19 protein-coding genes, 1 tRNA gene, 1 other RNA gene and 1 riboswitch are annotated in these 20,541 nt (G+C 29.5%); of the genes, 2 read left to right on the forward strand and 19 right to left on the reverse strand.

Features of this window, described 5'->3' with window-relative positions:
* Positions 1–33: 33 nt before the first annotated feature.
* The 7 genes from ACQZHJ_RS13740 to glsA all read right to left on the reverse strand — a co-directional run bounded on the left by ACQZHJ_RS13740 (position 34) and on the right by glsA (position 6,852).
* Entirely contained in the window at positions 34–639 is a 606-nt protein-coding gene (locus ACQZHJ_RS13740) for a hypothetical protein (protein WP_430486120.1), read from the reverse strand.
* A 93-nt stretch (positions 640–732) separates the two neighbouring features.
* Positions 733–817, reverse strand: a tRNA-Leu gene (locus tag ACQZHJ_RS13745).
* A 60-nt stretch (positions 818–877) separates the two neighbouring features.
* The gene (locus ACQZHJ_RS13750; RefSeq protein ID WP_430486121.1) at positions 878–1,996 is read right to left on the reverse strand and encodes a glycosyl hydrolase family 8; all 1,119 of its coding nucleotides are present in this window, start codon (positions 1,994–1,996) and stop codon (positions 878–880) included.
* Between the two features lie 58 nt (positions 1,997–2,054).
* Positions 2,055–2,600, reverse strand: coding sequence for a lytic transglycosylase domain-containing protein (locus tag ACQZHJ_RS13755; protein ID WP_430486122.1), 546 nt, complete (start codon positions 2,598–2,600; stop codon positions 2,055–2,057).
* 9 nt (positions 2,601–2,609) lie between these two features.
* On the reverse strand, positions 2,610–3,209 hold the full coding sequence (gene coaE, locus ACQZHJ_RS13760; protein ID WP_430486123.1) for a dephospho-CoA kinase: 600 nt from the start codon (positions 3,207–3,209) through the stop codon (positions 2,610–2,612).
* A 14-nt stretch (positions 3,210–3,223) separates the two neighbouring features.
* Positions 3,224–5,824 carry a DNA polymerase I gene (gene polA, locus ACQZHJ_RS13765; protein WP_430486124.1) on the reverse strand — a complete coding sequence of 867 codons (2,601 nt, stop codon included), beginning with the start codon at positions 5,822–5,824 and terminating at the stop codon, positions 3,224–3,226.
* 110 nt (positions 5,825–5,934) lie between these two features.
* Positions 5,935–6,852: a glutaminase A gene (gene glsA / locus ACQZHJ_RS13770; protein WP_430486125.1), complete on the reverse strand. Its 918-nt coding sequence runs from the start codon at positions 6,850–6,852 to the stop codon at positions 5,935–5,937.
* A 198-nt stretch (positions 6,853–7,050) separates the two neighbouring features.
* On the opposite strand from glsA, the gene ACQZHJ_RS13775 reads away from it, so the two are divergent.
* Both ACQZHJ_RS13775 and ACQZHJ_RS13780 read left to right on the forward strand, forming a co-directional pair.
* Positions 7,051–7,566, forward strand: a complete 516-nt coding sequence (locus ACQZHJ_RS13775; protein ID WP_430486126.1) for a hypothetical protein — start codon at positions 7,051–7,053, stop codon at positions 7,564–7,566.
* An 83-nt stretch (positions 7,567–7,649) separates the two neighbouring features.
* Positions 7,650–8,885 (forward strand): aminopeptidase, encoded by a 1,236-nt coding sequence (locus tag ACQZHJ_RS13780; RefSeq protein ID WP_430486127.1) that lies wholly within the window; start codon positions 7,650–7,652, stop codon positions 8,883–8,885.
* Positions 8,886–9,016: 131 nt separating this feature from the next.
* Here the strand turns inward: ACQZHJ_RS13780 and ACQZHJ_RS13785 are convergent, their stop codons facing one another.
* The 12 genes from ACQZHJ_RS13785 to dnaG form a co-directional block, all read right to left on the reverse strand.
* Entirely contained in the window at positions 9,017–10,066 is a 1,050-nt protein-coding gene (locus tag ACQZHJ_RS13785; RefSeq protein WP_430486128.1) for a hypothetical protein, read from the reverse strand.
* Positions 10,067–10,082: 16 nt separating this feature from the next.
* A complete protein-coding gene (locus ACQZHJ_RS13790; protein ID WP_430486129.1) occupies positions 10,083–11,087 on the reverse strand; it encodes a phosphodiester glycosidase family protein in 1,005 nt (334 codons plus the stop codon).
* Positions 11,088–11,709: 622 nt separating this feature from the next.
* Positions 11,710–12,055, reverse strand: an RNA gene (gene rnpB, locus ACQZHJ_RS13795) — RNase P RNA component class A.
* Positions 12,056–12,101: 46 nt separating this feature from the next.
* Positions 12,102–12,362 carry a hypothetical protein gene (locus tag ACQZHJ_RS13800; protein WP_430486130.1) on the reverse strand — a complete coding sequence of 87 codons (261 nt, stop codon included), beginning with the start codon at positions 12,360–12,362 and terminating at the stop codon, positions 12,102–12,104.
* 84 nt (positions 12,363–12,446) lie between these two features.
* Positions 12,447–13,139, reverse strand: a complete 693-nt coding sequence (locus ACQZHJ_RS13805) for a radical SAM protein (protein ID WP_430486131.1) — start codon at positions 13,137–13,139, stop codon at positions 12,447–12,449.
* Between the two features lie 15 nt (positions 13,140–13,154).
* A complete protein-coding gene (locus tag ACQZHJ_RS13810; protein ID WP_430486132.1) occupies positions 13,155–13,712 on the reverse strand; it encodes an ECF transporter S component in 558 nt (185 codons plus the stop codon).
* 11 nt (positions 13,713–13,723) lie between these two features.
* Positions 13,724–14,704 carry a nucleoside hydrolase gene (locus ACQZHJ_RS13815; protein ID WP_430486133.1) on the reverse strand — a complete coding sequence of 327 codons (981 nt, stop codon included), beginning with the start codon at positions 14,702–14,704 and terminating at the stop codon, positions 13,724–13,726.
* A 147-nt stretch (positions 14,705–14,851) separates the two neighbouring features.
* Positions 14,852–14,896: riboswitch (PreQ1 riboswitch) on the reverse strand.
* Between the two features lie 73 nt (positions 14,897–14,969).
* On the reverse strand, positions 14,970–15,758 hold the full coding sequence (locus ACQZHJ_RS13820; protein ID WP_430486134.1) for a Nif3-like dinuclear metal center hexameric protein: 789 nt from the start codon (positions 15,756–15,758) through the stop codon (positions 14,970–14,972).
* Positions 15,758–16,447: a tRNA (adenine(22)-N(1))-methyltransferase gene (locus ACQZHJ_RS13825; protein ID WP_430486135.1), complete on the reverse strand. Its 690-nt coding sequence runs from the start codon at positions 16,445–16,447 to the stop codon at positions 15,758–15,760. Before ACQZHJ_RS13825 ends, ACQZHJ_RS13820 begins: the two co-directional genes overlap by 1 nt.
* Before the next feature lie 13 nt (positions 16,448–16,460).
* Positions 16,461–17,348: a PH domain-containing protein gene (locus tag ACQZHJ_RS13830; protein ID WP_430486136.1), complete on the reverse strand. Its 888-nt coding sequence runs from the start codon at positions 17,346–17,348 to the stop codon at positions 16,461–16,463.
* Between the two features lie 163 nt (positions 17,349–17,511).
* Positions 17,512–18,621: an RNA polymerase sigma factor RpoD gene (gene rpoD / locus ACQZHJ_RS13835; RefSeq protein ID WP_430486137.1), complete on the reverse strand. Its 1,110-nt coding sequence runs from the start codon at positions 18,619–18,621 to the stop codon at positions 17,512–17,514.
* 26 nt (positions 18,622–18,647) lie between these two features.
* Positions 18,648–20,432, reverse strand: a complete 1,785-nt coding sequence (gene dnaG / locus ACQZHJ_RS13840) for a DNA primase (RefSeq protein WP_430486138.1) — start codon at positions 20,430–20,432, stop codon at positions 18,648–18,650.
* Between the last annotated feature and the right edge of the window lie 109 nt (positions 20,433–20,541).

The raw sequence follows: 20,541 nt of genomic DNA on the forward strand, positions 1-20,541 counted from the left end.
GAGCATTAAATTAATTTACCATTTATTATCCATCTATTCAAACTTTATTAACATGTTCTTTTCTTGAAAATATTTATCAAATTTCTTTTCCCAACATAACTTTCTTTCTTCATCAACTTCTCCTACATACTCAAGAAAATTTTCTAACTCCTTTCGTTTATATAGCCCCTTTAATAAGTGCCTTGGATAAGGTACTTTTCGTTTATAATTATTTTTAGGATCTATAATCTTTAAAGTAAAATCACTCTGTATATAAATATCCTTACATCTTATGTCCACCCTTTTAAATCCTAATTTTTCAAAATCTAAAATCATAAGATATAATTCTTCACAAAGCTTCTTGTTAAGCGTATTTCTCCTTAAATACTTATCCATACAAATACCATCAACAAACTCTCTTACTATATACCGTTCTCCAGTCTCATATAACTTTGGAAAAAATCTCGATTTACTGACACGCTCTAAAATACTACTTTCATCTTTCCATACCTTATCATACTTAAAAATCTTAATGGCTCTATTGTCTTTAAGCAAAAAAACAACTCCATTATGACCTTCTCCTAAGTAGGTACATTCTCTTAGATCCTTCTCTAAATTATCGCTTATGTAATGTAAGCTATAATCAAAATTTCTACTCATTCTATATCCCTCTTATTTAAAAGTATTTGTTATATTATACAGAATAAAAACAAAAAAAAGACTAACTCTTAAATAAAGAAATTAGTCTTTTTTTGGTGCAGATAGCGGGATTTGAACCCGCACGCCCTTAGAGCAATACCCCCTCAAGATACCGTGTCTGCCGTTCCACCATATCTGCATATAAACACTTAACAATATATTTATATGCAATGTTAAATTGAATTATTACTCATATTCTTTATTCATTTTTATACTTCTGAAAAGCAAGTAAAGCATTTAGATTATCAAAAGAAAATACACTTTCAGTCTTTGTATCTCCAAAACTTCCATAAAGCACACTTTTCTTGTCCTTAATCTGATAATACTTCAATTTATTTATAGCTTCATCAAAAAGCTTTTTATCATCTATATAATTAGCTATTAATGCCACATTAGCATATATTGATGGGGATTCAACTGTTGATGTAGGCTCTCCACTATTCTCATCATATGTTGCTACTAAGAACCCATCTTTTTTGAACTTTTCTTTTATCCACTTAATTGATGCCTCTTCATTCTCTCCAGCTTCAACTCTATTTAAAATAACTATGGTTGATAGTAGTAGATCTACATTTTTATTATCATCATATTTCTGAGTATCTTGATAAAACATTTTTCTATATAAAGGAATAGTTTTAGAAACTCTACCATTCTCTATTATTTCATTAGATTTATCATATATTGAATTCCATTTATTATCTAACTGACCTAACACCTTCATAGTTGGTAAATCCAAATAGCATAAAGTAGTTGTTTTTCCTTTACCATACTCATCTATATAATCTACTAAAGACCCATTTTCTTCTGCATGTTTTAAAAGAGAATTAGCAATATTTATAGCATAAAATTTATAATAAAATTTACCCCATCTATTGTTTGCAAGTAATAATGCCTTTATTATTCTTAGTTCATCAATAGTAGCTGATGAAGGTGAATTAATGTTCCCATCTTTTCTCCAACTTATAAGCCCATTTTTAAGTCTCATTTCTTTAACTATATCAAAATGTTCATCAAATAATTCCTTCTTGTTTGCATTAACTGCATATAACATCATAATTCCTTCAGATTCTGATAAAACTGAATGTCCTTTGGTTATATCACCTTCTGAACTTTCATCTAAATAATTCGTATAAATACCATATCCTGATTTGCTTAAATCAGTTTCTATAAAGCTTAATAACTTTTCTTCTTCTGGTGGATTATAATTGTTCTGCCAATTCACAGTGATATTTATAGGTTTTAAATACTCTCTATTTAAATATAAGCCTCCCATAGCTATAACTATAATTACTCCTATAGCTATTAACCACTTCTTCAAAATATCGCCTCCTAAAAATAATATAGGTTGGAGAGTATCCAACCTATATTAAAATTTCTTAAGTATAAAGTGATTTATATATATTGTAATAAACATTTACTTTTTTAACATATTTGTCTGTTTCTTTAAAAGGAATATAGGTAAGATTTTTACCATCATCAGAATGGTCATCACTCTTTAACCACTCTTGAACTCTTCCTCTACCAGCATTATATGCTGCAATAACCAAATCCCAGTCTTTAAATTCTCCATAAAGATTATTTAAATACCAGCATCCAAATCTTATATTAACTTCAGGCTCATTTAATAAATTAGGGTCGAAGTCTTCAATTCCTTGTTTTTCAGCTATCCACTTACCAGTAGAGCTTGTTATTTGCATAAGACCTCTAGCATCTTTATTAGACTTGGCATCTTCATTAAAGTTACTCTCTGCCTTCATTACAGATAAAACAAAGTACGGATCTAAATCATACTGTTCACTATATCTCTCAACATAATTCATATATTTTAGTGGAAATATAACACTTCTTAGTATATATCCACTCCCTAAAAACAATAAGTATATGGCTAGTGCTATTATTACCAGCCTTATAATTTTTTTCATATAACTCTCCTATTGATATAAAGTAAAAAACTCTAATAAATCATCTATCTGTTCCTTTGTCTTAATTAAATTACCACTATTATCAATTATGAAGTTAGCATACTCTTTCTTTGTCTCAAGACTTAACTGAGAATTTATTCTGTTTATAGCTTCGCCCTTACTTAGCTTATCTCTAAAGCCTATCCTTTCAATTTGACTATTTTTATCTACCCAAACTAAAACTAGCATATCCATGTCTGTATGCATATTGTTTTCTATTAAGGTTGCTCCATCAACAACCACTATTTTTTCTCCAGCCTTTTCAAGTTCTTCAAGCTTAATAGCAATTTCTTGTTTTATATAAGGCATAATTATTTCCTCATATTTCAATCTCTCTTTAGGAAATCTAAATATGTGATTTCCAAACTCTCTTCTTCTGAAGTCTCCTCTCCAATCAAAGAAATGATCTCCAAAAGTAGCTCTAACTCTTAAAAGTATATCAGGATATTTTTCTAATACCTCTCTAGCAATAATATCCGCATCCAAAACTGGTATTCCTGTATCCTTTATCATAGAGGATATTGTGCTTTTACCAGAACATATTCCCCCAGTAAGACCTACTTTAATCATAGTGTAATACCCCCTTACTTCAACTTATACCAATCTTCACCGATATTAACATCTACATCTAATGAAACACTTAACTTAATGGTATTTTCCATCTCTTCTTTTAAAAGTTTCTTAACCTGCTCAAGTTCACCTGGAACTACATTTATAATAAGTTCATCGTGTACTTGAAGTATTAATCTACTATTCAAGTTTAATTCTCTTATCTTGTTATATACATTTACCATAGCAAGCTTTATTATGTCTGCCGCTGTTCCTTGAATTGGAGCATTCATAGCAAGTCTTTCTCCTAAAGCTTTAACTATTTTGTTTGAAGCATTTACTTCTGGTATATATCTTCTTCTATTTAACATAGTTAAAACATATCCTTTTGTTTTAGCCTCTTCTATAACATTTGAAATGTATTCTTGAATTTTAGGGTATCTTTCAAAGTATATATCCATGTATTCCTTAGCTTCTTTTCTAGTTATGTGTAAATCTTGTGAAAGGCTAAAATCACTTATTCCATAAACTATACCAAAGTTTACAGCCTTAGCTCTGCTTCTCATTAAAGGTGTAACCTCTTCTACCGGAACCTTAAATACCTCTGAAGCAGTCTTAGTGTGTATATCTGAATGATGATTAAATGCATCTATCATGTTTTTATCATCAGATATATGAGCTAATACTCTAAGTTCTATTTGTGAGTAGTCAGCTGAAATTAAAAGATCTCCTTCATTCTTTGGTATGAATACCTTTCTTATCTCTCTACCCATTTCATATTTAACTGGTATATTCTGAAGGTTAGGCTCAGTTGATGATAATCTACCAGTAGTAGTTACAGTTTGATTAAATGTTGAGTGAATAGCTCCATCCTCATCTATTACAGCCTTTAATCCTTCAACATAAGTTGAATATATCTTTGATAATTGTCTGAAATAAGTTATCTTTTCTATTATTGGATGCTTATCTTTTAGTTTATCTAAAACTTCTGCATTTGTTGAGTATCCAGTCTTAGTCTTCTTTATAACCGGTAAATCTAACTTCTCAAACAATATTTTACCTAATTGTTTTGGAGAATTTATGTTAAATTCTTCATCAGCAAGCTCAAATATAGTTTTTTGTGTTTCATCAATCTCTCTTTTAAACTTAACAGATAGCTCATCTAAAATATCTTTATTAACTTTAAATCCTATTGATTCCATAGAAGATAAAACTACTTCTAACGGAAGCTCTATCTCATACATTAACTTTTCCATATTTTCTTCTTCTATTTTTTTCTTTAAAACAGAAGTTAAATCTTTCATAAATGATATCTCTACTATCTCTTCCTCTCCCTCTTTTACATTAGGGAATTTTGAAAGATAGTTGTTTATTAATGACATAAGTGCATAATCACCTTTTGAAGAATCTATTAAATATGCAGCTAATTCACAATCAAAAGCTAATCCATTTAAATTTACTCCTACTTTTCTTAAAGCAGTTAGAGCATTTTTTACGCTATATCCATACTTTAATATTTTTTCATCCTCAAAGAATTTTTTAAGTAATTCTAATGAATCTATATTTTCTCTTAACTCCTTAAAATTAATTATATAATTCTTTTCATCATAATTTATAAATATTTTATCAATCTCTATAGTAGAATACTTTTCTTTATTTAAATAAGTAAAATTAATATATACTTCATCTTTTATACTATTTAATAAATCTTCTAATTTTTCCTTATTATCTATACTTTCAGATTTAACATCTATCTCTGGTTCTTCTTCTTCACCATCTGATAATTTATCTAAAACTGATTTCATTTGAAGTCTTGTAAATAAGGCTTTTAGCTCATCTTTATTGTAATCATCCTTAGATTTTATTTCATCTAAATTAAAATCTATCGGAACATTAGTCATTATTGTAGCTAATTTTTTTGAGAATATTGCTTGTTCGCTATTTTCAGTTAGGTTTTCTTTTAACTTTTTACCACTTATGTTGTCTATATTCTCTAAAACAGCCTCAACTGATCCATACTCTTTTATAAGTTTAAACGCTGTTTTTTCACCTACACCTGGTACTCCTGGGATATTATCTGACTTATCTCCCATAAGCCCTTTAACATCTATAAATTGAGTTGGAGTAACGCCAAAGTCTTCAACCATTCTATCAAAGTTATAAACCTCGGTTTCAGAAACTCCTCTCTTAGTTATACAAACATTTATATTTTTAGAAGCTAATTGAAGAGCATCCTTATCTCCTGTCATTATGAATACTTCTATGCCCTCTTCTTCTGCAAATTTAGCTAAACTTCCAATTATATCATCTGCTTCAAAACCGTCTAATTCATATGTTGTAATTGAGAAAAGCTTAAGCATATCCTTAACTATTGGGAATTGCTCAGCAAGCTCAGGAGGCATTTTTTTTCTTCCCGCCTTATAGTCACCATACTCTAGATGTCTAAAAGTAGGTGCTTTTTTATCAAAAGTACAAACTATATAATCAGGCTTTATATCATCTTTCATCTTGAAAAGCATGTTTGTAAAACCATAAATGGCATTGGTATGTGTACCCTCGCTATTGCTCAAAAGAGGTACGGCATAAAATGCTCTATTTAAAAGACTGTTCCCGTCCAATATTAATAATCTTTTCATTCTTTTCCTCCAAATATTCTATTTAAATAACCAATTTATTTTCTATAACAATATTAAAGTTTTTATACTCTAATAATTCTTTCCATTAGTTTTAATTATATTAACACATTTTAGAAAATACTTAAATCTAATTCTTCAGATAAGTCCTTCATTACATGAGTTCCTGCTATACTATTACCCTTCTCATCTAAAGCTGGCCCAAATATTCCGATTCCCATTCTTCTTGGAACAGCAGACATTATTCCTCCACCAACTCCACTTTTAGCTGGAACACCAATATGTACAGCAAATTTACCTGAATCATCATACATTCCACAAGTAACCATTATAGTCTTTATTATTCTGCATATTTCTCTAGATATTACTCTTTCTCCGTTCCATGGTAATACTCCATCATTTGCAAGCATAGCACCTAGTCTAGCTAAATCTTTAGCGTTAACTTCTAAAGAACATTGTTTGAAATATAAATCTACAATATCATCTATATTTCCTTCTATAACACCGTTACTTTTCATGAAATATGCTAATGCTCTATTTCTATCCCCAGTTTCTTTTTCTGATAAATAAACTTCTTCATTTAATTCAATTGAATCATTTCCTGTTACTTTTCTAGTAAAGTTTAATATTCTCTCAAATTTCTCCTCTTCAGTATCTCCTTCTATTAAAGAAGTTGTTAATATAGCTCCTGAATTAACCATTGGGTTAAAAGGTTTCTTAGAAGGTTTTCTCTCTAAACTTACAATACTATTGAAGCTATCTCCTGTTGGCTCAACTCCAACTCTTGAAAAAACTCTATCTTTTCCATTATCTAAAATGGCAAGCATTAAAGTTATAACCTTTGAAATACTCTGGATTGTAAACTTCTTTTCATACTCTCCTGCCCCCACCTCTTTTCCATCAAGAGTTACTATATATATACCTAAATCATCTTTATTTGCTTTCTCTAGCTCTGGAATATATGATGCTAACTTTCCATGCTCTGTATATGCTCTATTATTTTCTATTAAATTTTCAAGAAAATTTTTCACTTTTGTTCGCTCCTTAGTCTTAAATTTTATAATTCAATAATTTAATAATCTATAAACATTATAACATTTTAATTTAATTATTATAAATATTTTAAATGCCCGAAACTCAATCATACTACAAATTTTGAAAAATTTAAATTAACTTTTATTAGACTAGCTTCATAAACTATAATGAAGCACTTTGAGGTTTATTTATTTATGAATATAAATGATTTAAATATACTTATCCGTTATCTAGATACTCTTTCAATTAAAGATTTCAAAAGGAATTTCACTTTTCTTGGTGAAGGTATTTCAAGAAAAGTTTTTGCATTAAATAAAAACTTAGTCGTTAAAGTTGCTAAAGGGGAAGATGGTCTTCACCAAAATTATGTTGAATCATATATTTTTAAAAATTCACCCTATCACATTAAAAGATATCTTTGCCCCGTCCTAGTATATAATAGGAATTTTTTAATCATGCCAAGAGCTGAGACCCATATCAATATAAAGAAAAAATCCTTTGTTAAATTATCAGACCTTAGAGATGAAGAATCCGTTGAAGAAGATATAGCTGAACTTGGAGAAAAATTTCTTCTTTTTAAAGAAGATTTATATGTTCATAGTTCATGGGGATTTATAAATGATAATTATTATTTAATTGATTATGGATGTACTTCAGAAAAAGGTGACTTATATTATGATTTTCTTATGAGATTTAACGGACTTCTATGAAAATAATAATTCTTATTAATTGTTTTATAAATTTTAGTGCATTATAATATATAGTAAGAATTTGTAAAGAAAGGTCTGATATTATGAATAAATTTGAAAGCATGTTAGAAAATTATGCAAAACTTGCTACTCATATAGGAGTAAATGTTCAAGAAGGTCAAACTCTTGTTATATCTTCACCTGTAGAATGTGCTGAATTTACAAGAATGCTTGTTAAATCAGCTTACGAAAAAGGAGCTAAAGATGTAGTTGTTCAATGGAGCGATGAAATAAGTAGTAAATTAAAATATGAATACTCACCATTAGAAGTTTTTGAAAACTTCCCAGAATGGATGAAAGAGTCAAGAGTAAGCTACGCTAAAGAAGGAGCTTGTTTCCTAAGCATCTCAGCATCTGACCCAGAACTTTTAAAAAATATAGACCCTGCTAAAATAGCTGCATTTAGAAAATCTTCAAGCACAGCTTTAAGAGAATTTAGCGAACGTTTAATGAGCAACAAGAACTCTTGGTCAATCGTTTCTATCCCAACAAAAGCTTGGGCTAAAAAAATATTCTCTGAATTATCAGAAGAAGAGGCCGTAAATAAATTATGGAATGAAATATTTAAAATAGTTAGAGTTGATGCTGATGATCCAGTAGAAGCTTGGAATAAACATAAAGAAACATTAAAGGCTCATATGGATTACTTAAATGATAAAAACTTAAAATCATTACATTTTGAAAATTCACTTGGAACTGATTTAACAATAGAATTACCAGAAAATCATTTATGGGCTGGTGGAGCTGAATACACTCAAGATGGAGTTGAATTCATAGCTAATATGCCTACAGAAGAAGTTTTCTCAATGCCACATAAAAATGGAGTTAACGGTATAGTTTATAGCTCAAAGCCATTAAACTACGGTGGAAACCTAGTAGATAACTTCTCAGTTACATTCAAAGATGGTAAAGTTGTAGACTTCACTGCTGAAAAAGGATATGACACTTTAAAACATCTTTTAGATACTGATGAAGGTGCTAAACACCTAGGCGAAGTTGCCCTTGTTCCTTATGACTCACCAATATCAAACTCAGGAATAATATTCTTCAATACTCTATATGATGAAAATGCATCATGTCACTTAGCATTTGGTAAAGCATATTCATTATGTATGAAAAATGGAGAAAATATGACTAATGAAGAGTTAGAAAAAGCTGGAGCAAATGATTCATTAACTCATGTAGACTTTATGATAGGAACTAAAGATCTAAAAATAACAGGATTAACTCATGATAATGTAGAAGTTCCTGTATTCGTAGATGGTAACTGGGCATTTTAATGTTTGGCTTTGTTTAAAATCAACACTCACTTAAAACAGAGCTAACAACTAATAAAAAGGCAAAGAAAAGTTTATTTACCTAACTTTTCTTTGCCTTTTATTTTTTATTCTTAATTATCTTTTAACTAAGCTTACTTTTGCTCTACATCTTTGAAGTATGTTCTGTGAAGTTTATCCCCATTGATTATAGTTGCGAATCCATTTGAGTACATTTGCATAAACTGACCTTCATACTTGTACTCTTTTGCATTCTTAATATCTTTAACTAAATTTTGTGACTCATCTACAACATATATTTCCCCATCTTCTCCAATGAATATATTTTTTAAATCTAAATGAGTACTTAAAGGTATCTTGTTCCAACTATCTATTGGTTTTTCAACATCACCATAAACTATTTTAAATACTTTTCCATCTTCTATTTCTCCAAAATAGATATTACCAACTTCATCAACGCCTAAAAGTCTTACATTAAATCTATCACTTATACCTAATTTTTTATATGGCTGAGTAAGATAAATTCCAGAACCTTTTTTGCTATCATATACTAATCTATCAGCTCTTGGCATTATTTCTATTTTATCTGGTTTTTCTGTTACTAAATTAACATCTGTTATCTCATCATTGTTATCTATTCTCTTAACAAAAGAAGTTTCAGTGTCCTTATCAGTAAACATTATATAAATAACACCTGTTTTCGTTGAAGCTGTTATTTGTGTTACTTCATAAGATGAACTTATATTGCCTATATCTACCTTTTTAGTTCTATCACTATCAACGTCTACTGAATATAAATTAATTGTATTTTTACTATTATTATATCTAGTTGATGTTGTTAATAATAATCTATTTCTATCTTTAAGCCAATGATAGTATCCAACATTTTCTCCGTCTAAGTTAATTCTTACATGTGATTCTTTCATTGTATTATAAACTTTTAATTCTTCATTACTATCTAAATATGCTATATATTCACCATCATAAGATACCTTACTATTTGTCATATCACTTGGCAATCTAACATCTTTGTTCTCTTTTGTGTATTGGCTAGCAATATCTATAGCCTTTACGTTAACATTAGAATTTAACCTAAAGTAAAATCTATCAAAGAAAAACAAAACCGCACATTGAAGAATTAAAGATAAAGCTGCCCATTTTAAAAACAATTTTAATTTATTCATAAAACTCTCCTTTTGTTTACTTTACTATCACGGCAGAAGGAATTGATCTCTCACCTACATTAGAAGCTGGATTATTTATAACTTCTCCATTTAAATACATTGTAGTAGATTTTCCTCCATCAAGGTTTATAGCTGTTACTACATCACAAGTATTTATTAATACTTCTTGTAACTCTTTTAAAGTTGCTCCCCCACTTGTTAAGCTTCTACCATCTATAACTAGCATAACTATAGATCCATCAGCTCTTTGACCAATTGCAGTTCTTGGAGCTATACCCCAACCACCATCACCTTTCATAGGTGTAGGTTGTCCATCTTTAACTAAAACTGGACCAAAACTTACTGCTTCCTGAACATCTAATGCCTTAAGCTCATCTACAGAATACATACCAGCTATCATTTCTCCACGCTTAGTTATTCCAACTAACTCTACCTTTTTGTCATTCGGTACATCTTGGAATATAACTTTTCCTTCTGACATAATAATACCAGCAGGAGTTCCTCCATTACCAGTCCACTTAGCTGTACTTGATTTATCAGTAAATGCACCCCCATTGATAGCTGCAGCTGCATTATACTCCTTAGCTATCTCAGAAGTAGTTTGTCCCTCTTCTCCTAGGTATTTAGATACGCCAATCTTAACTCTAGTTGGATCTTTTACAACTATGTAATACCCACTATATTTGAAGTTTTCAAAAGAATATAGTTCTATACTCTTGTCATGTTTTGTAGGTAAGTTTACATTAGCATTAGCTACTTTACGCCCACTTGTTCCATCATCTATATTAGAATTTAATATCTCATTTATTTTTTTCTCTGATAAGAATGTAGTTGCCATCCATTGATGACTTAAACTAGTCATAGCTGCTCCTACATAAGTTCTTTTAGCATTTTCAAAAGGTCCATATAAAAGTACGAAGGGTGCTGTTACTGCAGTAAATACTACCTCAAAAGCTAGAAAAGCTGCTAGCGTCTTCCACTTTCTCTTACTTCTCCTCTTAGTTCTACTCTCTTTCCCCATTGTTCCTCCTTAATAAAAATCATCTATTTTACATTTATGACTAAAACACTTTTTTCTTAACCTTTTATTTTCTCTTTTTTAACATTACTTTATCTATTATACATTATTTTTTATACAATAAAATTACAATCTCTTAATTTTATGAAATTTATCTATACTATTTATGCAAAATTCAAGAAAAAAGCTTATGAAATCCCATCATAAGCTTTTAAATATTCACTTTATATAAATCTTTATAAATTAAATTTTCTTTCATCATATCCTAAAAATAAAACATAAAATATAACCTGTATAACCTCAAATAATTTCTTCATTAGTTTACATCTCCTTTTAATATCTTACAAAATTAAGTATATCTCTCTTTGATATATCTTCATATTTTTCTAGATTACGAATTCCTTTCAAATTTGTAATCTCCTTTATTAGATATATCCAATTAGAATAAATTAATACTGTAAGTTAAAAGTCATTTAGGAAATATAATACTAGTATATTCTTGCTTTCTATATGTTACTTTTAAGATTTTTTAAATTAAAGTTCTGTTTTAAACTAATCTCATTCATTTTAAATTACACTTTTTTGCAAATAAAAAAACACTTAGGTAAATAACCTAGTGTTTTTAAAAACGAGATAAGTCTATAAGCCGAGTTCTGTATTTGACAATCATCTATCTAGGCCTACCGTTGCCGATAGGCTCAAGCGACACACCCGAGGACGGGACGGGCAGCCCCTATATGTCCTCCTATTTGGTCTTGCTCCGAATGGGGTTTACATAGCAGTATAGTCACCTATACCCTGGTAAGCTCTTACCTCACCTTTCCACCCTTACCTAGACAAGCTAGGCGGTTTATTTCTGTTGCACTATCCTTAGAGTCACCTCCACTGGACGTTATCCAGCATCCTGCCCTATGGAGCTCGGACTTTCCTCTCCTAGTTCAAAGACTAGCAGCAATTGTCTGGCTTACTCGCAAGATTAATATTAACACATTAAACTTATTTTTTCAAATAAAATTTTTACCATCTGTTCCAAAGCATTGCAATTAGTATTATTACAACAGCAAAAAATGCTATAGGTATACCTATCTGACTTATAACTAATAATGACAATATTCCTCCAACAACAAACCATTTTATGTTGTCATTAGGACATCTTTTTCTTGGAACTCTTCTACCTTTGCAACAATTCCTCTTAAAATTCCGAATCAATCTATTAAAATCATTTTTTAAGTCTCTAAAGCAATCATCATTAAAATTTTTTCTATGATTTGATCCCATAATCTCTACCCTAAGTATTGTTTATATATTATTATATGAAAAAGCACCTGTTTTTTTTCATAAAACAAGCGCTTTTTTTGAATATTAATCTCCAACACCAAAATCAGTATTTTCAAATAATACTTCTATATTGTTGTCATTTTTCTTTAAGAAAGAGTATTCCTCTTCAAACCATTTTATAAGTTCTTCATCTCTCTTAAACTTAGTTGTATTTTCTGTCCATATGTTTACTGTTCCATATTCAAAGTTATTTAAAAGAGTTTCCATATCTCTCTTTATCATTTCTTTTGTTTGTCCCTTTATTCCAACCATTAAGCATATTGATTTGAAATATTTTTTTATATCCTCTACATCTTTGAATCTAGCATTCTTATTTAAAACTTCATTTCTGAACTCATCATCAAAAGTTTCTATTCCAGTTTTAAATATTATAGGAACTTCAAAATACTCCTCTATTTCCTTCAATCTATTTCTATAACACCAATGAGCTTCAAAGAAAAGTTTCTTTATATTCTTATCTTTAACAATTCTCTTTATATCCTCTAAAGTCTCTTTTGGAATTTCAAATACACTTCCTGAATTTATAACTTCTAAAACACCATAAGTTCCTTTTACATTACTAAGTACTTCTTTGTTTAACTTAATAATTTCTTCTGTGTTATTTGAGTTATCTTCTATGTAGTCACAGAAAGCACATTTTCCCCATACACAAGGAAAAGATTTTAGAAGTACTATTTCTCTATTATTTTTATTATCTATAATATTATATCTATCCAAACATTTCATCTCCAATTATTTATTTTGTGTTCTTAATAAAATATTCTTCGGTAATCTTCTAACCACTTGAACCATTATTAAACAAGCTATTAATTTATCCGCATAGTCTGTTAAAAACTGAGTTATGAAAGCACTTACCACTGGATTAACCCCTAGATTATTTAATATAACTATAATATAACTTGAACCTGATGAAGTTACTCCTCCAAAAAGATAAGCAGTTATTACTGCACCAGTAAAGCTAACAAATAGAGTCATTATAAGTACACTTAAAAATATTTTTTTGCCGTTCATAAGTCCTTTTTTAAAGAAATATCCAGCAAAGAATCCTGTAAAGATTTGAACTGGTGCAAAATATAAAGAATATATATCAAATGTTATTCCACTTGTTAAACTTCCTAAAACTCCAGTTATCACTCCATAAACAGGCCCTAATACAAACCCAGCCATTATTGTACCTAATGAATCTAAATATATAGGTAATCTTAAATTTAAAGCTATGAAAGCTCCAATTATATTTAATGCTATTCCTATTCCAACTATTGATATTTTTAAACTTTTTGAACTTCTCATCTTAATACCCCCTACATAATTCCATATTTCTCATTATTTAAAACAAGTTCAATATCATTTTTATGAGATGGGAATATCTTAGTTAAGAAACTCAGCATAAACTCTTTACTATTAACTTTTTCAAGTACAAAAACATTTTTTCTTTTGTTATAAAAATTTGCTACATCTACAACACTTTGTCCCATAGATATATCTTCACAAGCTATATCTACATAAGCCTCAAAGCCTTCACAAAGATTTCTGTTTATAAAATATTCTATAACCAATGGATCATTTATAACACAACCAAGTGTTCTTTCCTGCATCCAATGAAAATCAACATAAAATCTTGTAATATCATATATAAAATCACCAATTTCATCATTAAATTGATGTATCATTTCTCTTAAATTTGGTGTTAAAACAATTTCTCTTGTAACATCTAAGCCAACCATAGTAAATTTACCATGGAAATTTTCAAGAAATTCTTTAGCTCCATGTGGGTCTACCCAATAATTAAACTCTGCAACTGGTGAACAATTACCATGACTCTTATAAGCTCCCCCCATTGAAATTATTTCCTTCACTTTATGAAAAGCTTCTGAATTCTTTTTTATTGCCTTACAAAGATTAGTCAAAGGCCCTAATGCCATTATACTAACCTCATCTTTTTTTAATGTATCAAGAATGAAATCTATGGCACCTTCTCTTATATAACTTTCATCAACATCTGGTAAAAATGTTTCTCCAAGCCCATCATCACCATGAGTATCTTGAGCAGTTACAAGCTCTCTCTTTATAGGAACACTTTCTCCCACATATACAGGTATATCTAACCTATCTAAAAGTTTAAGAACCTTAAGGGCATTTTTAGCTCCTTGCATACTTTCTACATTTCCTGATACAGTTGTTATCCCAACAACTTCAATATCTTCTGATTTTAGCGCAAGAATTAGTGCTAATGCATCATCAATTCCTGGATCACAATCAATAATCACCTTTCTCTTATCCATTTTAAATTCCTCCCTTTGATTTAACTTAACCAAAAGGTACTGCTATTACTCCCAAAAACATTCCTATCCCTTGTAAAATTCCTTGAAAATAATAAAAAACTATACTACAGGCATACTAAAGAGTATAACTATCCTATAATACAGTTACAGTCCCTAGTTTTTTATAGAGGGATGGTTCCGAACCTCTACCAACTTAACCATTGGATTTTTCATTATAAAATTTTAGGTATGGTGTTTATTACACCATACCTATTATATACTATAATTATACAAATTCAAATGGATCTTTTGAAGCTTTTGATATAAAGAACTCAACATCTGAATCTAATTTTTCTTTTACTTTTTCACTAACACTTATTAGTACAGGCCATTCTGAATTAAAATGTCCTATATCTAAAATGTTTAACCCCATTTCATTATAGTCTGAAACAAAATGGTATGTTGTATCTCCTGTTATTATTAAATCTGCACCAAACTTCTTTGCATCACCAAAGAAATCTTGTCCGCTACCATTTACAATGGCAATTCTCTTAACAGTATTATCTAAATCACCTGAGTATCTTAAGTTTTTAACTCCTAAGGAAGCCTTTATAAGATCTATAACTTCAAGAACTGTCATTTCTTTATTTAACTCTACAACTCTGCCTATTCCAGCTTCTTGATCCACTTGGTTTTTATCCATTATAATTCCTTCATTAAAACCTAATATTTTAACCAAAGTATCATTTAACCCACCTTTAACAGAATCCCAGTTAGTGTGAGCTGAATAAAGATTTATATCATTTTTTATAAGCTCTATAATTTTTTTACCAAGTAAAGTATCTGTAGTTATTGTACTAGGCTTTCTAAACAAAAGTGGATGATGAGTTAATATAAGCTCTGCTCCAACTTCTTTAGCCTCTTCAATAACCTCATTAGTACAATCTAAAGCTAATAAAATCTTAGTTATATTTTTTTCTCTGTCCCCAACCATAAGACCTACATTGTCAAAGCCTTCTTTTAAATTAACTGGGGCAATATTCTCAATTATATTTATAATGTCATTTAATTTCATTATAACATCCCCTTAAGCTTAGTTATCTTATCTGCTAAATCAACTTTTCTCTTTTTAGCTGCTTCTGTATCATCTTTTATAAAGTTTAATATAGTTTCGCATTTATTAATTTTTTCTTCTATGTAATCTTTTAATAAAGGATGCTTTTTCTTTCTTAACATAGGACTGATTTCATAATCTAATTCATCTTCAAAAATTAATTTTTCTGAATCCTTGTTATATTTCACCTTAAATAACTCATAAAATCTGCCTTCATCCATTATTAAGTCTTCATCTATTATTTCATAGTTTCCCTTATATAAAAACTCTCTTAAAATCTCAGGATTCTGAGCTGGTTGTAATATTAAGAAATCATATTTTCTTACTTTAGGCATATCAGCTAAAAGTATATCTCTTGTTAAGTTTCCACCCATACCTGCTAATATAACACCATTAACTTCTCCTTCTTTTAGTGGAGCAAGTCCTGGACCTAAAAGACATTTAACCTTTTCAGAAACTCCTTCAAAAGCTACATTAACTTTAGCTTTTTCTATTGGTCCTTTATTTATATCTGAAGCTATCGCCTTCTCACAAATTCCTTCTTTAACTAAATATATAGGTATATATCCATGATCTGTACCTATATCAGCTACACTTTCACACTTATCAACATGTTCTGCTATTCTTTTTAATCTTTTACTTAGTTCCATGCTATCCCACTTTCTAAAAATAGTTTATTAAGGTTTGTATTTGAGAACCTAAGAAAACTAGTGCTATTGCCAAGGAAATATAAATATATCTCTTAGCTAATTTTTTATCATATTTAGCACAAAAATGTCCTGCATAATACATACATACTAATAAAATCATGTTCATAATACCATAAACAATCTGTCTTCCCACAAAATCCTTTGCACTTCCAAAAGTACAAGGAATAAAATGAGAATCAAAGTCTAATGGCATATTATCTGGCATATATCCAGTTAAATATAGTATTACTGGTATTAAAATAATTGCTAATATTATTATTGCTGTTATTATAAAAGGAACATAAAAGCCTTTTTCTTTTATTATTTCTCTAACATTATTAACTTTAACATCAAAGCTTTCTTCTTTTATTCCTTTTGAAATTATTAACTCTTTGAATTTTTCAAATTCCTCTGGAGATAAGCCATAACTTATTTCTTCTGTGTGTATATATATAACTTTCTTCCCACAAGTTACAAACATACGTGCAAGCCCTACATTATGAACTACACATCTACCAAAACAATATTTATGCTTCCCAAAACCGGATAATTTAAATCCATTTATAAATTTATCCTGTTCTAAAAATCCATTTACATCCTTAAAATCTATCCTAAGCTTTTTTAATCCATTAAAACAGTTTATTTCTAAATAATCATCATTAACTTCATAAACTAAGGATAAATCAAGTAGAATATAATAAATGCATATAGTACTGTAGATTATGCCTGCTAATACTACTAAATTCCTTTCCAAATAACCATTCATTATGTCATTTAGAATTGCTAATAGTAGATTTCCTACAATGAAATACGCCATAACTTCAAAAACGCCATGACCTCTTCTAGCCCTAAATTTTGTCATTTACCACTTCACCTCAGAATAATTATAACACAAAAGCTAAATAATATTCAGTGATAGTTTTCCAACTTAAATCCACTACACTTATATACATAAAGTATTCTATATAAATTTAAATAAAAATTAAAGGTTAGTGCATTATAATACACTAACCTCAATTTATATATTAATCTAAGTAATCTTTTAATTTCTTACTTCTGCTTGGATGTCTTAGTTTTCTAAGAGCTTTAGCTTCAATCTGTCTAATTCTCTCTCTAGTTACGTTGAATTCTTTACCAACTTCCTCAAGAGTTCTAGCTCTTCCATCATCTAAACCAAATCTTAATCTTAATACCTTTTCTTCTCTAGGAGTTAAAGTATCTAAAACATTGATTAACTGCTCTTTTAACATTGTGAAAGCAGCAGCTTCTGCTGGAGCTGGCGCATCATCATCAGGTATGAAATCACCTAAGTGTGAATCTTCCTCTTCACCTATTGGAGTTTCTAATGAAACTGGCTCTTGAGCTATTTTTAAGATTTCTCTTACCTTATCAACAGGCATATCCATTTGCTTAGATAATTCCTCTGGTAATGGATCTCTTCCTAACTCTTGAACTAATTGTCTTTGTATTCTTATAAGTTTGTTTATAGTTTCAACCATGTGAACTGGTATTCTTATAGTTCTTGCTTGGTCAGCAATAGCTCTAGTTATCGCCTGTCTTATCCACCAAGTAGCATATGTTGAGAATTTATATCCTTTTCTATAGTCGAATTTTTCAACTGCCTTTATAAGACCTAAGTTACCTTCTTGTATAAGGTCTAGGAATAACATTCCTCTACCTACATATCTCTTAGCTATACTTACAACAAGTCTTAAGTTAGCTTCTGCTAATTTTTTCTTAGCATAGTTGCTTCCTTCTTCTATTTTCTTAGCAAGTTCTATTTCATCTTCTGATGATAATAGTGGAACCTTACCTATTTCTTTTAAATACATTCTTACAGGGTCATCTATAGCAATTCCTTCTGGAACTGAAAGATCTAATTCTTCTTCCTCTTCCTCTTCTTGCTCTATTTCACTTATAACCTCTATACCCATTGACTCAAGCACCTCGTAGATTTTCTCTATTTGGTCTGGAGTTAATTCTATTTCATCAAGCTCATCCATAATCTCCTTGTAAGTTAATGAACCGCTCTTTTTACCTTTATCTATAAGCCTTTTTACTAAGACCATTCTATCTGTTTTATCTTTTACTTCTTTACCTTCATTTTTCTTCGCTTTTGTTGTTTTAGCTTTCATTTTATTACCTCCTTCCGCCATTAAAACTACTTACTCCTTTCTAGTTCTTTTAGTTTATCACTTATTTCCTTAGCTCTTTTTACTAATTCAAGTGATTCCTTGAACATATTGTTTTGTTCGCATCTTTTTAATTCTTTAAGTACAGTAGTCTGTTCCTGCTCTAGTTTATATTTTCTTATAAGGCTTATATAATCCTTAACAAGAACTTCTATATTAGAAGAATGATCTAGAATAAGTAACTCCTTTACTTCTAACCATTCCTTTAAAACTTTTGGATCTTCGCATTTAGCTTCTATGTGATTTTCTAATCCATCAAATCCATTTTCTTCAATAGAATTATTTATTATATCTGCTAAAGATTTAATATTTTCTGTTATTAAATCGTCCTCTAAATGCTTTTGAACTAAGTCATGACTTTCTTTCATACTAAGAAGTCTAAGTACACTTCGCTCACACTTTACATAAGGAGGCTCTACATATAATTTTGTTCCATAATCTTCCTTATTATTCACATTTTCATAGTTTTTATTGTTATTTGTTAACTTTTTATTTAATAAGTCATAAAAAGCTTGTTCTTTTATAGATGTTTCCTCAGAAATTCTCTTTATATAGACATCTTTCTCTATTGGATTTAAGTCTGACAGAATTTCTACTACTCTTTCAGCATACTTTATCAATCCATTATTATCAGAAAAATCAATGCCTATTCTAGCCCTTCCAAGTTTATAATCTATAAGTTTTTTTGCAGACTGTATTAATTTTATGAAGGCTTCTTTTCCATTAGCTCTAATAAATTCATCTGGATCTTTGCCTTTTGGCACTGTTAGTACTCTAACATCTAATCCAGCATTTTGCAATATCTCAAGTCCACGTATAGTTGCCATTTGCCCAGCAATATCTGCGTCATAGGATATTATTACTCTGTCTACATATCTTTTTAATAATCTAGCTTGATTATCAGTTAATGCAGTTCCTAAAGAAGCAACTACATTAGTAATTCCATATTGATGAAGTGATATACAATCCATATATCCTTCAACTATTATTAATGTTCTCTCTTTTAACCCATGCTTTATAGCAAAATTTAAGGCATAAAGATTAGTTCCTTTATGAAAGACTATTGTTTCTGGAGAGTTTAAGTATTTAGGTTTAGAATCATCTAAAACTCTTCCTCCAAAACCTATAACAGCTCCCTTATAGTCAAAAACAGGGAAAATAACTCTGTTTCTAAATCTGTCATAAAAAGTCCCTTTCTCACTTTTTATTCCTAATCCAGCAGCCTCAATAGCTGCATTACTAAAACCTTGACTTCTAAGATAGTTTATGGTATTTTGCCACCCTTCCTTAGCGTATCCAAGACCAAAGCTTTTTAATATATTTTCTTTTATTCCTCTTCTTACGAAATATTCTTTGGCTTCCTTGTTATTTTGTAGGTTAGAAAAGTAATATCTAGCAGCCTGTTTATTTATGTTATATAAAACTTGCTTCTTTTTTTGAGCCTCACTTTGTTTTCCGTCCTCTGTTTGAATTATTATGTTAGCTCTATCCGCTAGTTCTTTTACTGCGTCAACAAAGTTTAAGTTTTTAGTTTTCATAACAAAGCTTATTACATTTCCAGCCTCTCCACAACCAAAGCATTTAAATATTTGTTTATCTGGAGAAACACTAAAAGATGGGCTTTTCTCATGATGAAATGGACATAAGCCAGAAAAGTTTCTTCCTGCTCTTTTTAGTCTTACAACATCAGAAACAACATCAACAATATCATTCTGTTCTTTAACTTTTTCTATGATTTCTTCTGAAATTCGCAAGAAACATACTCACCTTCTTAATATTTTTTGACAATTAATTATTATTCGACACTAATTGATAAATTCCTTCTCAAATTTTAAATATAACTTTTTTTTTATTATTTTTCAA

Origin of the sequence: Clostridium sp. B9, assembly GCF_050509515.1 — a bacterium.
Lineage (GTDB): Bacteria > Bacillota > Clostridia > Clostridiales > Clostridiaceae > Sarcina.